17 protein-coding genes are annotated in these 14,383 nt (G+C 72.7%); 8 read left to right on the top strand and 9 right to left on the bottom strand.

Features of this window, described 5'->3' with window-relative positions; translation table 11 throughout:
- Positions 1-18: 18 nt before the first annotated feature.
- The 6 genes from KV205_RS10900 to KV205_RS10875 all read right to left on the bottom strand — a co-directional run bounded on the left by KV205_RS10900 (position 19) and on the right by KV205_RS10875 (position 4,369).
- On the bottom strand, positions 19-546 hold the full coding sequence (locus KV205_RS10900; RefSeq protein ID WP_265863945.1) for an ATP-binding protein: 528 nt from the start codon (positions 544-546) through the stop codon (positions 19-21).
- Positions 543-1,265, bottom strand: a complete 723-nt coding sequence (locus tag KV205_RS10895; protein WP_265863944.1) for a DUF6882 domain-containing protein — start codon at positions 1,263-1,265, stop codon at positions 543-545. The genes KV205_RS10900 and KV205_RS10895 overlap by 4 nt, the downstream gene beginning before the upstream one ends.
- 21 nt (positions 1,266-1,286) lie before the next feature.
- Positions 1,287-1,805 carry a DUF1203 domain-containing protein gene (locus KV205_RS10890; protein WP_265863943.1) on the bottom strand — a complete coding sequence of 173 codons (519 nt, stop codon included), beginning with the start codon at positions 1,803-1,805 and terminating at the stop codon, positions 1,287-1,289.
- Positions 1,806-1,879: 74 nt separating this feature from the next.
- Positions 1,880-2,998 carry a hypothetical protein gene (locus KV205_RS10885; RefSeq protein WP_265863942.1) on the bottom strand — a complete coding sequence of 373 codons (1,119 nt, stop codon included), beginning with the start codon at positions 2,996-2,998 and terminating at the stop codon, positions 1,880-1,882.
- 60 nt (positions 2,999-3,058) lie between these two features.
- Positions 3,059-3,451: a histidine phosphatase family protein gene (locus tag KV205_RS10880; protein ID WP_265863941.1), complete on the bottom strand. Its 393-nt coding sequence runs from the start codon at positions 3,449-3,451 to the stop codon at positions 3,059-3,061.
- 54 nt (positions 3,452-3,505) lie between these two features.
- Positions 3,506-4,369, bottom strand: a complete 864-nt coding sequence (locus KV205_RS10875) for a helix-turn-helix transcriptional regulator (protein ID WP_265863940.1) — start codon at positions 4,367-4,369, stop codon at positions 3,506-3,508.
- A 127-nt stretch (positions 4,370-4,496) separates the two neighbouring features.
- On the opposite strand from KV205_RS10875, the gene KV205_RS10870 reads away from it, so the two are divergent.
- Positions 4,497-4,895: an ATP-binding protein gene (locus KV205_RS10870; RefSeq protein ID WP_265863939.1), complete on the top strand. Its 399-nt coding sequence runs from the start codon at positions 4,497-4,499 to the stop codon at positions 4,893-4,895.
- Positions 4,896-5,247: 352 nt separating this feature from the next.
- Entirely contained in the window at positions 5,248-5,982 is a 735-nt protein-coding gene (locus KV205_RS10865) for a helix-turn-helix domain-containing protein (protein ID WP_308404076.1), read from the top strand.
- A gap of 24 nt (positions 5,983-6,006) precedes the next feature.
- Here the strand turns inward: KV205_RS10865 and KV205_RS10860 are convergent, their stop codons facing one another.
- Together KV205_RS10860 and KV205_RS10855 are read right to left on the bottom strand one after the other, a co-directional pair.
- A complete protein-coding gene (locus KV205_RS10860; RefSeq protein WP_265863937.1) occupies positions 6,007-6,789 on the bottom strand; it encodes a phosphotransferase family protein in 783 nt (260 codons plus the stop codon).
- A 62-nt stretch (positions 6,790-6,851) separates the two neighbouring features.
- Complete coding sequence (locus tag KV205_RS10855; protein WP_265863936.1) at positions 6,852-7,304, bottom strand: hypothetical protein; 453 nt, start codon at positions 7,302-7,304, stop codon at positions 6,852-6,854.
- Positions 7,305-7,531: 227 nt separating this feature from the next.
- Between KV205_RS10855 and KV205_RS10850 the strand changes: the two genes are divergently transcribed.
- From KV205_RS10850 to KV205_RS10840, 3 genes are all read left to right on the top strand, one after another.
- Positions 7,532-8,197, top strand: coding sequence for a hypothetical protein (locus tag KV205_RS10850; protein ID WP_265863935.1), 666 nt, complete (start codon positions 7,532-7,534; stop codon positions 8,195-8,197).
- Positions 8,194-8,394, top strand: coding sequence for a hypothetical protein (locus tag KV205_RS10845; protein WP_265863934.1), 201 nt, complete (start codon positions 8,194-8,196; stop codon positions 8,392-8,394). Before KV205_RS10850 ends, KV205_RS10845 begins: the two co-directional genes overlap by 4 nt.
- A gap of 123 nt (positions 8,395-8,517) precedes the next feature.
- Positions 8,518-9,504, top strand: a complete 987-nt coding sequence (locus tag KV205_RS10840; protein WP_265863933.1) for a HEAT repeat domain-containing protein — start codon at positions 8,518-8,520, stop codon at positions 9,502-9,504.
- 9 nt (positions 9,505-9,513) lie between these two features.
- Here the strand turns inward: KV205_RS10840 and KV205_RS10835 are convergent, their stop codons facing one another.
- Entirely contained in the window at positions 9,514-10,575 is a 1,062-nt protein-coding gene (locus tag KV205_RS10835; RefSeq protein ID WP_265863932.1) for a helix-turn-helix domain-containing protein, read from the bottom strand.
- A gap of 118 nt (positions 10,576-10,693) precedes the next feature.
- On the opposite strand from KV205_RS10835, the gene KV205_RS10830 reads away from it, so the two are divergent.
- The 3 genes from KV205_RS10830 (at position 10,694) to KV205_RS10820 (ending at position 14,350) form a co-directional block, all read left to right on the top strand.
- Positions 10,694-11,611: an alpha/beta hydrolase gene (locus tag KV205_RS10830; RefSeq protein ID WP_265863931.1), complete on the top strand. Its 918-nt coding sequence runs from the start codon at positions 10,694-10,696 to the stop codon at positions 11,609-11,611.
- A gap of 26 nt (positions 11,612-11,637) precedes the next feature.
- Positions 11,638-12,849: a serine hydrolase gene (locus KV205_RS10825; protein WP_265863930.1), complete on the top strand. Its 1,212-nt coding sequence runs from the start codon at positions 11,638-11,640 to the stop codon at positions 12,847-12,849.
- Between the two features lie 175 nt (positions 12,850-13,024).
- On the top strand, positions 13,025-14,350 hold the full coding sequence (locus tag KV205_RS10820) for a M28 family metallopeptidase (protein ID WP_265863929.1): 1,326 nt from the start codon (positions 13,025-13,027) through the stop codon (positions 14,348-14,350).
- The last annotated feature ends 33 nt before the right edge of the window (positions 14,351-14,383 follow it).

Here is a 14,383-nt window from a genome sequence, read left to right as displayed (position 1 = left end):
CGGGTCCGCCCCGGTCCGTCACTCGAACGACGGCCACCGCTCGGCGGCCCACTCCCGCCACCCGGCCCAGCCGGCGGGCGGCGGTCCCACGCTCCCACGCCCCTCCACCTCCGCCGCGTCGGGCTCCTGGAAGTACGCCCACCCCTGCAGGATGTCGTCCTCGGTCATCGGGAAGGTGCCCTCGGGGTCGCTCGCCCAGCGGTGGGCGATCCGGGCGCGCTGGGTCGCGGGATCGACCGGCAGGTAGATCATGCGGAAGGCCGCGCCCTCGGCCTCCGCGAGCCACCGGATCGCGGAGCGTTCGTCCCGGGACCAGCAGCCGAAGTCGACCACGACGTCGGTGCCCAGCCTCACCGCCTCCAGGGCGAGCCAGAGCATGCGCCCCTCCAGCACGTCGCGCTTACCGTCGTCCTCCGCCGCGCCGAACAGGGGCAGCATCCATTCGTCGGGCGTCAGGCGCAACGCGCCCCGCTCGTCGGCGAGTCGGCGCGCCCGGGTGGTCTTTCCGGCCCCGGGCAGGCCGACCATCAGGAAGAAGGTCGTCATCGGCCGGCCTTCGGCAGGACCTTCATCTCCACGCCCGCGATCCGGCCGAGGGAGTCGAAGGTGATGTCGGCCGTGCCGGCGCCGCCCGGGAGGTCCGCGACGATACGGGCGGGCTCGGCGCGGTACGGGGTGGCGTGGTGGTCGAGGTAGCCCTCGACGACATGGCGGGCCGAGCGGCCGATCAGGCCGGCGCCGGTGAGCAGGACGCGCGGCAGGGTGACCGGGTCGAGGGCGGGGCGCGGGACCTGGGGGTCGTCGGGCAGGAAGTAGACCTGGGTGGTGGGGCCGGCGGGCGCGCCGATGTAGCCGGGCGCCTCGGCGACGCCCATCCCGGTGAAGGCCAGCGTCTCGGCGGCCCGCCGCGGGTCCTCGAAGCCGCTCAGGTCGAGGACCTCCGCGGTGAGTTCGGGGATGCCGTGCGCCCGCCCGTACCGCTCGACCGCTCCGGCGAGCGCGGCCACCTCCCGGCCGCGAAGCCCGGGGTTGGCCCAACCCCACATCCAGGACCGGTCGTTCATGTCGTACGTCCCGAGGACGCCGACCCGCAGCTCGACCCCGCCCTGCTGGTAGCGGCAGGTCTCCAGGTCGGCCGACCACTCCCCCTCGGGAACGAAGCCCATCAGGGCCTCCAACTGGGCGGCGCCCCAGGCGGCATGGCGCTCGGCCTCGAACAGAAACGCGTCACTGAAGGAACTGAAGGAACTGAAGGAATCGACCATGCGGTCGACCCTAGGCGCTCGCTACGACGCCGCTCGCCGCACCTCGAAGTGGAAGCAGCCGTACTCCACGGCCCGTACGTGCACGAGCGCCACCGCCGGATCGGCGAACGCCTCCGCGAACGCCCGGTCGAACCCCTCGGTGGCCGCCTCCGGGATCTCGAACAGCCGCCCTCCGACGATCCGCCCGCCGGCGTCGTACCGCCGCAGGGTCCGCAGCGCGCCGGGCCGGCCGAAGGGGTACGCCCGGGGCGCCGGGTCCGGCCCGCCGCACTCCTCGGCGTGGATGAACACGGGCCCCTGCTCGTCGTACGCCCCGGGCTCGGCCCCGCTCCCGGCCGCCCACCGCCGCAGCGGCGCGTACGACACGAGCGCGATCCGCTCCCCGGCCCGCGCGGCGCGCAGACAGCAGCGCAGCGGACTCCCGGCGGCGTCGCCGTCGGCCGTGAAGGCCCGGCAGGCGCGCCCGGCGTCGTCGACGGAGCGGAGCTCGGCGAGGGCGGCGGAGGGGATGGCGAGTGCGGTGTACGTGGTGGTGGTCATGGCACCAGGGTCGTGCTGCCGCCGGCCCGCCCGCTGGCGGTATTCGGACGCGTAGCTCGCACGCTCGGGCGGCGTCACAGCCTCCGGACGACCTGCGCCTCGGCCCGTTCGACCGACGCACGCCCGTGGACGTGGACGAGCGCGAGGTGGAAGAGGGACGGGGCGACCGGCGCCCAGTGGTGGAGGCGTTCGGGGGCGAGCATGAAGCGGGTGACGTCGGCCGTGCGGAAGGGCACGTACGCGATGTGCTGGTGCTCCCAGCGGTCCGCGACGCCGCGGCTCATCCGCTCGCGCAGCCCGTCGCCGGTCAGGTCCTTCAGGCGGGCGTAGAAGTGGGCGCACCACTGGCGCCGCTCGACGTCGAGGGCGAAGGCGAGCAACTCCAGTGTGTACTCGTGAGGTTCGAGCGACAGCTCCTCCCGCATGCCGCGCCGGGCGACGGCGTGCAGGTCGGGCGCGTTGCGGCCGGCGGAGTCGATGTGGCGGGCCAGGCCCTCGTTGACGGAGGAGTTCCAGACCCCGGAGCCGACCCGTACCCGGTTGCTGCGGCGGGTGACCACGAGGAGGTGGTCGGCGGTGACGACGGCGATGTTCGCGCCGAAGCTGCACTGGAGGAAGTCGGGCGCGGTGAGGGGGTCGGCCGGGTCGAGGTAGCGGCCGCGCGGGGTGGTGCCGTCGGGCAGGCGGCGGTCGAGCTGCTGGGCGGCGAGGAAGGTGAAGTAGTCGGTGGGCCGCAGCCGCAGGTGCACCTCGGGCCGTTCGTCGAGCGCGGTACGGGACACCTCGACGGACTCGACGGCGTACCGCGGCCCGTTCCACACCGGCGCCCGCTCCCCCGCCTCGGCGACCCGCCGCTCCTCCGCCTCGATCTCGTCCCGCCACGGCGCCATCCCCTCCGGCAGCCGCACCTCGCCCTCCAGCACCTGGACGTGTACGGACTCGGGCGCGATGGCCTGGTCCCCGTCCCCCTCGACCAGCAGCGCGGAGGTGTGCAGCGGCCCGATCGCGAACGTCGACCACGCCACCGGCCCGCCCCCGCCGCTCTGCGCCCGCCGGTACGTGAAGCTCCGGACCGCCCCGGCCGACCGCCGCCGAATCCTGAACCACAGGTCCTGGGTCCACTGTTGGAAGAGCGTCGCGAAGACGACGCCGAGGATCGCGCCGACGATGCCGTTGCCGAGGTCTATGTCCACGCGGGGCAGCGTAGGTCACACGAGACACGAGATCCGGGTCCGGGGACCAGGCCCCTTGCGCTACGGAACGTTCCAGGCGGAGATGTACGGCTGCCCGTCCTCCTCGGCCAGGAAGCTGAGGCTGCCGGGGTGCGGGTGCCCGAACATCCGGCTCTCGGCGGCGTCCAGACCGAGCCAGCGCACGGTGAGCACGCGGGTGAGATGCCCGTGCGCGACGACGGCGACGTCTCCCTCGCCCGCGCGCAGGAGCGTACGGACGCGGCCCAGGACCGCGTCCACCCGCGCGGCCACCTGCTGGAGCTCCTCCCCGGGCCGCCGCGACGCCAACCTCGGCGCCAGCGCCCTGGCGGCGGCCTCCCCGGCGGCGGTCAGCGGCACGTCGGTGCGGCCGGCGTGTTGCCCCGAGAGACTCCACTCGGTCTGCCCGTGCCGGATCAGGATGAGCTCACCCATGCTCGCGCGACGCGTGGGCCACGAACCCGGCCCAGTCCCTCTTCTGATCCTGGATCACGTCTCCTTCAGAACCTGCTCGATGAGGTCCCGGGAGTCCTCGGGCGTGAGCGCGTGCGCGCGGATGATGCCGTACCTCAGTTCCAGGAGCCTGATCCTTTTGGGGTCGGTCGTCGGACGGCCCCTGAAGTCGTCGGCGTCTCCCGCCGCCGTACCGTCCGGGAACTTCAGCAGGTAGAGCGCCCCCGTCAGCCCGGGGTGTCCGGCGTACGCGGTCGGCATCACCTGGATCTCGACGTTGGGCATGTCACCCACCTCCACGAGGTGTTCCAGCTGACGTCTCATCGCTTCCGGCCCGCCGATGGGTCGCCGCAGCGTGACCTCCTCCAGCACGAAGCTGAACTCCGGCGCCGGGGCCCGTGTGAACACGGACTGCCGCCCCACCCGGTGCGCCACGTACCGCTCCAGCACCTCCGGCCGGTACACGGGCCGGTGGGTCCGCATGATCGCTCGCGCGTAGTCCTCGGTCTGCAGGAGGCCGTGCAGACAATAGGTCTGGTACGCGCAGAACTCGGCCGCACGGGCCTCCAGCTTGGCCAGGCTCCTCGGACCGCTCGGGTAGCGGACATCCAGGATGTCCTGCTTCATGGCGGCGATGATGCCGTTCGCGCCCAGCGCCTCGTCCGCCTTGTCCAGGAACTCGGGGCGGGGGATGCGATCCCCTCGCTCGATCTTGCGGACGATGTCCTCGCCGTAGCCGATCAGCCGCCCCAGCTCGACCGCCCGCAGGCGTTTCGCCTCCCGCCACCGCCTGATCTGGCGTCCCACCATGGCGACGATCGCCGCACCCGACTCGTCACCGGGGTCCAGGTCCCAGGTCGGGCCCTGGACCTCCGTGCCCTTCCTCTCGTTCGCACGCACGCGCACCCACCTCCCCGCGCCGCCCGGCCGGGACAGCCCGGGACAAGCCCGGACAGCCAACGGACAGCGGCCGTACGTAACGGCATTTCGATGGGCAGCGTAAGCACATCCCGCCACGCTGGGTGACATGAATCAGGAACCCACTCAACTCGTGGCGTCCGTACGCCAATTCGGAATCCAGCTCTCCGCGACCCCGCGCGGCGCCCGTCTCGCCCGTCTGCTCGCCGTCGAGCAGCTGCGTTCCTGGGGCCTTGACCACCTCGCCGAGCCCGCCGCCCAGATCGTCGCCGAGCTCGCCGCGAACGCCGTGACGCACGGCCGCGTGCCCGGCCGGGACTTCCGGGTCGCGCTGTTCGTGGTCGAGGCCACCCTCCGTATCGAAATCACCGACACGCGGGGTGACCGGCTACCGGTCGCGGCGGGCGGGTGCGGGCTGCGGATCGTCGAGGGGCTGGCGCGGGAGTGGGGCGTACGGCTGGGGCCCGTACCGCGGAAGACGGTGTGGGCGGAGCTGGCCCTGCCGTAAGCGGCGCCCCGTCGTAGGCGACCGCGTCGTGGACGCCCGCGTCGCGGTGACCCACGACGTAAGGGTTTTAATCCCGGGCAAATCCCTGACCCAACCCCTCCAGCCTCCCCGTCGCCCACCGTCACTCACATGGGTGACTTGGGCCAACTGGACTGGATTTGTTGCCGGTTGCCTGGCATATGCTCGCCGCGACAACTCCAGACATACGTCGGCCCCCGGCCGGGACTGGCATCCCGATCGAGGGCCTGACCAACGAGGAAGCGAACCCTTCCCGATGGCTCCCACGCACCCTAGCGCGCCCTCGCGCGCCTCCGGGCTCATTCACGTCAAAGTCCGTCTCACCACGCGCTACGTGGTGGTCGGCAACGATCTCGCCCAGCACCGCAAGCTCTCCCTGCAGGCGCGGGGACTGGCGCTCTACCTCGAGTCGCTGCCCGCCGGGGCATCCGTCGGAATCAAGGCGATCGCGGCCGAGTGCCCGAACAGCGAGCTGTCCATCGCCCGCGCCATGCGGGAGCTGGAGGCCGTGGGCTATCTGAAGCGCTTCAGGGAGCGACTGCCGGACGGGCGGTTCGTGCACCGCACGGTCTCGTACAACCGGCCGGGGGCTGAGCCGGAGCCCGTACGAAAGACGCCGCCCCGGCCCCCGTCCCCGCCGCCCGTACGACAGAAGCCCGCACCTCCGGCTCCACGCCCGGCTCCGCCGCCCCCGATCCCGCTCGCGGAACGCCACCGCGCCGCCGCGGAACTCCTCGCGGGCCTGCGCGTCCACAACTCCCGGCTGCTGCTCTCCGAGCGCGACATCGAGCGACTGGCCCCCGGGGTCACGGCCTGGCTCGACCGCGGCGTCCGCCCCGACGCCATCCGCCGCACCCTCTCCGCGAACCTCCCCGCCGACCTCGCCCACCCGGCCGGCCTCCTCACCCACCGCCTGACCGCACTCCTCCCACCCCGCCTCCCCACCGCCCCGCTGCCCTCGGCCCGTCCTGTCCCCTTCCAGACCTGCGAAACCTGCGACCGCGCCTTCCGCTCCCCCGCCCCCGGCCATTGCCGCGACTGCCGCCCGGCAGAGGCACCGGCCGCCTGAGAAAGCCCGACCGCAATGGGCGCCTCACATCCGGGACTTCAGCACGTCGACCTCGCAGCCCGGTGCGAAGGGGTCGAAGCCGTGCTCGATCAGCCAGCGAACAGCCAGCAGGCTCCGCAACGCCCACCATGCGCGGATCACGTCGAGGTCGAGGTCGATGTCGGCGTCATGGCCGTGGCCGTGGCCGTAGCCGGCGAGGACGTCGTCGAGGCGCTCCTCGTGTCCGAGCGTGAAGGTGGCGAGGTCGTACAGGGGATCGCCCTGGCCCGCCTCGGACCAGTCGATGATGCCCGTCACCTCGTCGCCTTCGACGAAGACGTGCGCGATCTGCAGGTCGCCGTGCGTGAACGCCGGACTCCACGGCCGGAGCGCGGCCTGGGCGACCCTGCGGTTACGGGTGACCAGGTCGGCCGGAAGGAGGCCCCTGGTCACGAGCAACTCGCACTCGGCGTCGAGTTCCGACGTCAGCGCGACGCTGCTCCGGCCGGCCCGGCCCGGCCAGGGAGGCGGCGGCGCTTCGTGCAGCGTGCGGATGGCGGCGCCCGCCGCGGCCCACGCCGCCGACGACCCGCTCGACGGTCCGGTCGACGCCCCGCCGAGGCGCCCGAGCGGCGCCCCCGGGAGTGCGGCGATCGCGAGCACGGGCGGCTTGCGCCACAGGACCTTCGGAGTCGGGACCGGCGCGCGGGACATCGCCTCGACCTCGACGTCGATACGCCCCTGATCGGCGTCCACCTTCAGGAACACGTCGCCGACGCGCAGGGTCGCGCGTTCGGAGTGGGCGACGACGACCTCGACCTCATCCATGGGCGCCCAGTATCCCGGTGGCGATCGCCGACGTCGCCGGAGTTATCGCCGACCGCGTCCCGCTACCTGCTCGAACGCCACCGGATCCAGTAGTCGAGCCCATCGACCCGATAGCGGGCCCCCTCAACGAACCGCAACTCGCCCACCAGCCGCCGCGCGTCGTCCGGCGCCTGGCGATGCGGGGCAAGCAGCTGCTCCAGCTCGTCGTAACGGGCGTCGATCCCGCCGTGGCCCGGATGACTCTCCGGACCGACCTCACCGGCCTCACTGCGTTCGTTCCACCTGGCGAAGATCGCCCATTGCTCGCGTTCCAGCCCCACCACGGCCTCGCTCGCGGGCCAGACCCGGTATTCATCGGCCTCGTCGGCGTGGTCGTACTCGTCGCTCCGGAAGTAGTGCGGCCTCCCGCCGATGTCGGCAAGGCCGGCGCGCGGTCCGTCGTACCAGTCCGACTCGGCGTACACCCGCTCGAAGCCGTCCGCGATCAGTTGCTGCTCATCCCAGGTCCCCGCCACGCGGGCAGGCTACCGCCGGAGGACGAGGCTCACGCCCCGCTCCTCGAAGATCTCCTGGACGAGGTCGAACAGCCGCCCGGCGTCGTGCTCTGCCCACCGCTCCCTCGCCCGCGGTCAGCACGTACGTCCAGTCCTCGCGGGCCCGTCGAGTGCTACCTTGAACGCGTTCAAGATGACTTGAACGCGTTCAATCGTGAGGGGGAAGGGCGATGGAGGAAGGTCGAAGCGTGTCCACCCGGCAGCGGGGGTGGGTCGTCGCGGGGGTCGTGGTGGCGGGGCTCACCGCCCTTCTGGGGCTGGTGACGGCGCCGCTCCTGGGCGGGTTGTTCCTGGTCACGGCGCTGGTGGCCCTCATACCGCTGCCGATGGCGGAGAGCCCGAAGATCTGCGCCCGGGTCTGCCTCGTCACCGGGCTCGGCCTGCTGGTCTGGGCGTTGGTGGGCGCCGTGATCGGCATGTTCCTGTTCGTACCGGCCGCCCTGATCCTGGTGACCGCCGCCTTCGTGGGACCCGGCAGCGGCAGCCGGCCGGGGCCCTGGTTCTCCGCGATCACGCCCCTCGTCGCCGTGGCGGCCCTCGTCCTGGGCTTCCATCAGATGAACGAGGTCGACCCGGAGAACGAACCGCCGCCCTACTTTCGCGCCACCGTGGACTCCATGGACCGCGCCCGCGACCCGCAGTTCAACCAGAGCACGGAACGGCTGTGGGACTACGGCGCCACCGATGTGCAGGTCTACGAGCGTGCCGGGCAATTGGTCGTCGACGTGAACATGCCGGAGACCTTCACTCACGGCCGCACCGAGAGCGACCTGAGGGACGAGATCGCCGACCTCCCCGGAGTCGTCCACGTCTACCGCTGCGACTTTTACGCCTGCACCGGCGAGCAGCCGTGAACGATCGCGACGACCGGTACGACGACCGCGCCTGCGAGGACGCCGTCCGGCGCGCCGACCGCGTAACCCGCTTCGCCTGGCCGGCGATCGCCACGACGACCGGGATTCTCGGCTGCGCACTGATCGCCGCCCTCGCGATCTGCACGGGCGCGGTGTTCGCGGTCGTCTACCTGTGGATGGCGGCTCTGGCGGGCTAGCCGGGCGGACGGGCTGCGGCCCGGAGAAGGACCTGTCCGCTCACGTCGTCGTCGGTAATCGGCGATCCCGCCATCTCAGGAGAGAGCTGCCGCCGTGCTCGGGGCAACACCTAGCATCGCCGCATGGCGACCTTCGTGCACCTCACCCCCGCCGTCCACGCCGCCCGCATCCGGCGCAGCGGGATCAAGGCCCAAGGGCCCGGGCCGGGGTCGAGGGCGGGGCGCGGGGTGTACATGTTTCCCGTGGTGGAGTCGTACGCGCTCACCCACCAGTGGCTGCGCGAGCTGGCCCGGCGGCCCGGGCCGCGGGGGATCGTCGCCGTGCATGTGCGGTTGCCCGACGAGGAGGAGGTGAGCGTCGGGCGGTACGGGGAGCGGGAGCCCGAGGTGACGACGGCGGCCGGGGCCGTGCGGCGGATACGGGGGCTGGAGGACGCGCGGGGGTGGGAGGTGTTTCTGCCGCGCGCGGTCGGGCGCGGGGAGGTCCGGTACGTGCGGGAGGTGCGGCAGGTCAACGGCTGGCGGTACATGCCGGACGCGCACGGCACCGCGCCCTGCCCCTGTGAGGCCTGCCAGGTGCCCGGCGGCTACAACGCGCGGCGGACGCGGGAACGGCGCGCGCTCCCGGAGTACGGGCCCGCGCCGGCGTCCCGCCTGCTCCTTGCCCGCCTCGATCGGGCCGAACTCCGTGACGACACGGCGGCGTTGTGCGAGACGCTGCGCTGGTACCGGCTCCGCAGGCGCGGCCCGGTGGCCCGGCTCGCGCGGCTCGCCGGGCATCCGGACGCGGCCGTACGGCAGGAGCTCGCCCGGGCGGTGGCGCGCTGGTCGACGCCCGGAGTGGACGCGCTGCTGAGGGAGTTGGCCGCCGACGCCGCCGACGCGGCCGTACGACAGGCCGTGGCCGAGAGCATCGCGTACCGCGACACCCCTGGCGCCGACGCGCTCCTGACCGCCCTGGCCGGCGACCCCGACCCCGGGGTCCGCGACATCGTGGTCGAGGGCCTGGTCCACCGCGAGACGCCCGAGGCGGAGGCCCTGCTGCGGGTGCTGGCCGACGACCCGGACGAGCGGGTGCGCGAGACCGTGGCTGTGCTCACCGAGGAGTAGCACGGGGCCTCAGCCCTCCAGCAGCCGCCACGCCGTCAAGGCCAGCCGCGCCCGCGTCAGGCCCGTCGGGTCCGTCAGGTCCAGGCCAAGGGCGCGGGACAGGTGGTCGAGGCGGCGCGAGACGCTGCTGTGGTGGAGGTGCAGCAGGTCGGCGGCGCGGCGCAGCGAGCCGGTGGCGCAGTAGGCGTCCAGGGTCTCCAGGTCCTCCGGGTTGTCGTTGCCGGCGAGCCGGGCCAGGGCGGCCACGTCGGGGTTGGCGCGGGCGACCGCGTCCGGGACCTCCGCGAGAAGGGCGAGGGCGCCCAACTCCGCGTAGCGCAGCACCGGTTCGCGGGCCGAGGTGAAGCGGAGCGCCGTACGCGCCCGGTGCCAGGACGCGTCGAGCGCGTCGGCCCCCGCGACGGCGAGCCCCGCCCGTACCCCCTCGGGGAATCCGTCCCGGTCCACGGCGGTGGCAAGGAGCACGCCGGTCCCCTCGCACGGCGCGGCCAGCGACGCCGCCTTCACCAGGCCGCCGGGGCAGATGCCGGACCCGACCCGGTCGAGCGGTACGGTCGCCGAGCGCACCGCGACGACGTGCAGCGGCGCCCCGGCGGCGAAGCCGAGCAGCCGGAGCGCGCGGGCCCGGGCCACCTCGTCCGTACCGGCGGCGACGGCCAGTTCGACGAGGGCCGGGTCGGCCATGGTGGTACGGGCCGGGCCGTAGCGCTCGACGGCCGCCGCGACCGCGATCGCGAGCCGGTCGAGCAGGATCTCGTCCAACTGGTGGGGTGCGCCTGCCCGTTCCAGCCACACCGAGCCGATCTCCTCCTCGTCGAGGAGGACCGGCGCCGTGGTGGAGGCGGTCTGCACCCCGGCCCCGGCCTCCGTGCCCAGCGGCGAGAACCGGATGGCCCGGCCCGAACCGTGCAGCCGGATGCCGGCGACGCACTCCGCCAGGCCCGCCGAGGCGCGCGCGAGGGCGGGAAGGTCGACGCGGCGGCGCATCAACGTGTCGTAGAACGCGACGACGCGGATCGCTCCGTCGACGTACGGATCGAGTCCGGACACGCGCAGGGCCAGTGCCTCCATGCCGGAAGGATAGAAGCCGCGGGCGGCCGGCGGGGGCGCCGATCGGTGCGCGTCCGGCCCCGGACGCGCGACGGACGGCGGCTGCCCGGCGGCCGTGGCCGCCGTGAGGATGGGCGTCATGGATCCCGAACTCGAAGCCTTCGTCCCGCTGTTCCCCGATGCCGACTTCGCCGACCCGGTCGCCGCCCGCGCCGGGTTCGGCAAGCTTGCCGCCGCCGTGCCCGCCCCGGAGACCGAGGGCCTGACGGTGGAGGACGCGACGGTGCCAGGTGGTGAGCAGCCGGGACAGCCCGACGTGCCCGTACGGATCTACCGGCCGCGCGGCGCGCGCGGCGCCGTCGTCTGGCTGCACGGCGGCGGATACGTCATGGGCGACCTCGACAGCGAGCACCCCTGGGCCACCCGGATCGCCGTCGGCTCCGGCCAGGTCGTGGTGTCGGTGGGCTACCGGCTCGCGCCGGAGCACCCGTACCCCGCCGCCCTCGACGACGCCTTCGCCGTACTGAAGTGGACGGCCCGGAACGCCGACCGGCTCGGCATCGACCCCGACCGGATCGCCGTCGGCGGGCACAGCGCGGGCGGCGGCCTGGCCGCGGCGCTCGCCCTGCGGGCGCGCGACGAGGGCGGCCCGGCGATCCGCTTCCAGCTGCTCAACCAGCCGCAGCTGGACGACCGGCAGGAGACGTGGTCGCAGCGCCATTTCACCGACACCCCGTGGATCGACCGCGCCAAGGCCGCCGCCTCCTGGCGCAGCTACCTGTGCGGTGTCGGCCGGGAGGTGCCCGGCTACGCCGCGGCCGGCCGCGTCGAGGACCTGACCGGGCTGCCCCCGGCGTACATCGCGACCGCCGAGCTCTGCCCCAACCGCGACGAGGACATCCACTACGCGCTGCGCCTGCTCCAGGCCCGCGTGCCCGTCGAGCTGCATCAGTGGCCCGGCACCTTCCACGGCTCGCAGGCGATCGTCACGGCCGATGTCTCGCAGCGCCAGAACGCCGAGCTGGGCGCGGTACTGCGCCGCGCCCTCACCGACTGAAGACCCCCAGCGAGGAGTACGACCTCATGAAACTGCGCCTTGCCCTGCTCGGGCTCGCCGCCTTCAGCCTGATGGCGAGCACCACCCCCGCCACCGCGAGCACACCCACCGCCCCCGCCCCCACCCCCGGGCTCGACCCCGCCGGGCTCCAGTCCGCCCTGGACGACCTGCACGCCGCGGGGATGCCCGGCGCGTTCGCCGAGGTACGGGACGCCGGGCGCACCTGGCGGGGCGCGGCCGGCGTCGCCGACCTGGAGAGCGGCCGGCCGGTCCGGCCCGACCTGCTGCACCGGGTCGGCAGCATCACCAAGACCTTCACCTCCGCCGCCGTCCTCCAGCAGGTCGAGCAGGGCCGGGTCCGGCTCGACGCGCCGATCGGCGACTACCTGCCCGACCTGGTGCCGGGCGAGCGCGGGCGGGCGGTCACGGTGCGGATGCTGCTCAACCACACCAGCGGCTTCACCGAGTACATCCCGTACGCGTTCCCGTCGGCCTTCCCGGCCGTCTCCGGCGCCGACGGGCCGCCCTCCTCGAAGAGCCTCGACGAGAACCGTTACACGCACTTCGAGGCGACCGACCTGATCGCGCTCGGTCTCGCGGCGCCGCAGTCCGCCGAGCCGGGTGCCCTGCCCGGCGTCTACTCGAACACCAACTACCTGCTCCTCGGGGAGCTGTTGGAGCGGGTGACGGGCGTTCCGGCGGAGGAGTACATCACCCGGAACGTCATCGAGCGGGCCGGTCTGCGGCACACCTTCTTCCCCACCGGGCCGCGCATCGAGGGGCCGCACTCGAAGATGTACGAGGCGCTGGGCGGCGTGATCGACCCGCCGCGCGACTACAGCGTCTACACCATGTCGTGGGACATGACCGGGGCCGGTCTGGTGTCCACCATGGAGGACCTGAACCGTTTCTACCGGACGCTGCTCGGCGGCCGGATCATCTCCTCGGCCTCGCTGGCGCAGATGCGGCGCACGGTGCCGGTGATCGCCCTGGACGGGTCGACGATCTCGTACGGACTGGGGCTGCAGAAGGTCGAGGTGCCGGGCTGCGGCACCTACTGGGGGAACGAGGGCACGGTGTGGGGCGCCGGGACGGTGTCGATGACGCGTGAGGACGGACGGCGCCAGATGTCCATCGCCATCAACCTCATGCGGTGGAGCCGGACTCAGCCCATCGGCGACGCGCTGTCGACGCTGAGGCTTCGGACGCTGGGCTGTTCGGTGAGCGAACAGCCCTGACCGGATTCTGCTCTTGACGGGGAGTCAAACTCTCATTGAACATTCGTCCCACAAAAGCGCAGTCGTTCGGCGCTTTTGTGGCACAGCTCCAGACAGCTCCACGCCTCGCGTCACCCACGGCGCGAGGCGCTCGCACGTTCCGTCCCATCCCCAGTTCGGAATCCGGAGCCCCCACATGAAACTCTCCGCGAGACTCTCCGCCTTGGCCGGCGCCTCGGCCCTCGTCCTCGGCGCCTTCGCGGGCGCCGTCCCGGCGAACGCCGCCCCGGCGAGCCCTGCGGCCCCGGCCGCTGTCACGCCGCCCGACATCTCGGTCACCAACGTCAAGCAGCACCTCGCCGACCTCCAGTCGATCGCCAACGCCAACGGCGGCAACCGCGCCCACGGCCGTACCGGCTACAAGGCGTCGATCGACTTCGTGAAGGCCAAGCTGGACGCGGCCGGGTACACCACCGCCCTCCAGCAGTTCTCGTACAACGGCTCCACCGGCTACAACCTCATAGCCGACTGGCCGGGCGGCGACCCCAACCAGGTCGTCATGTCCGGCTCGCACCTCGACTCGGTGACCTCCGGGCCCGGCATCAACGACAACGGCTCGGGCTCCGCCGCCATCCTGGAGAACGCGCTCGCCGTCTCCCGCGCCCAGCTCCAGCCGACGAAGCACCTGCGCTTCGCCTGGTGGGGCGCCGAGGAACTGGGCCTGGTCGGCTCGAAGTACTACGTGAACAACACGCCGTCCACCGAGCGCGCCAAGATCAAGGCGTATCTGAACTTCGACATGATCGGCTCGCCGAACCCGGGCTACTTCGTGTACGACGACGACCCGACGATCGAGCAGACCTTCAAGACGTACTACGCGGGGATCGGCATCCCGACCGAGATCGAGACCGAGGGCGACGGGCGCTCGGACCACGCGCCGTTCAAGAACGCGGGCGTCCCGGTCGGCGGTCTGTTCTCCGGCGCCGACTACACCAAGACCTCGGCGCAGGCGCAGAAGTGGGGCGGCACGGCCGGCCAGGCCTTCGACCGCTGCTACCACTCCTCGTGCGACACGTCGGCGAACATCAACGACACGGCTCTGGACCGCAATTCGGACGCCATCGCGTACGCGATCTGGAACCTGTCGAGCGGCTCCACCACTCCCCCGCCGACCGGCACGGTCTTCGAGAACACCGCCGACGTGTCCATCCCGGACGCGGGCGCCGCGGTGACCTCGTCGGTGACCGTCAGCGGCGTGTCAGGCAACGCGCCGAGCAACCTCGCCGTCGGCGTGGACATCGTCCACACGTGGATCGGCGACCTGGTCGTCGACCTGATCGCGCCGGACGGCTCGGTCTACAACCTGCACAACCGGACCGGCAGCAGCACGGACAACATCAACCAGACCTACACGGTGAACGCGTCGAGCGAGGTCGCCAACGGTGTCTGGAAGCTGCGCGTCCAGGACAAGGCCTCGGCCGACACGGGCTACATCAACAGCTTCAAGCTGACGTTCCCGTAAGAAACGCCCGGGTGGGTCGGTGACCATCGCCCC

The organism is Streptomyces sp. SKN60, from assembly GCF_026236535.1.
Lineage (GTDB): Bacteria > Actinomycetota > Actinomycetes > Streptomycetales > Streptomycetaceae > Streptomyces.
This window is presented reverse-complemented; position numbering and strand designations above follow the sequence as displayed.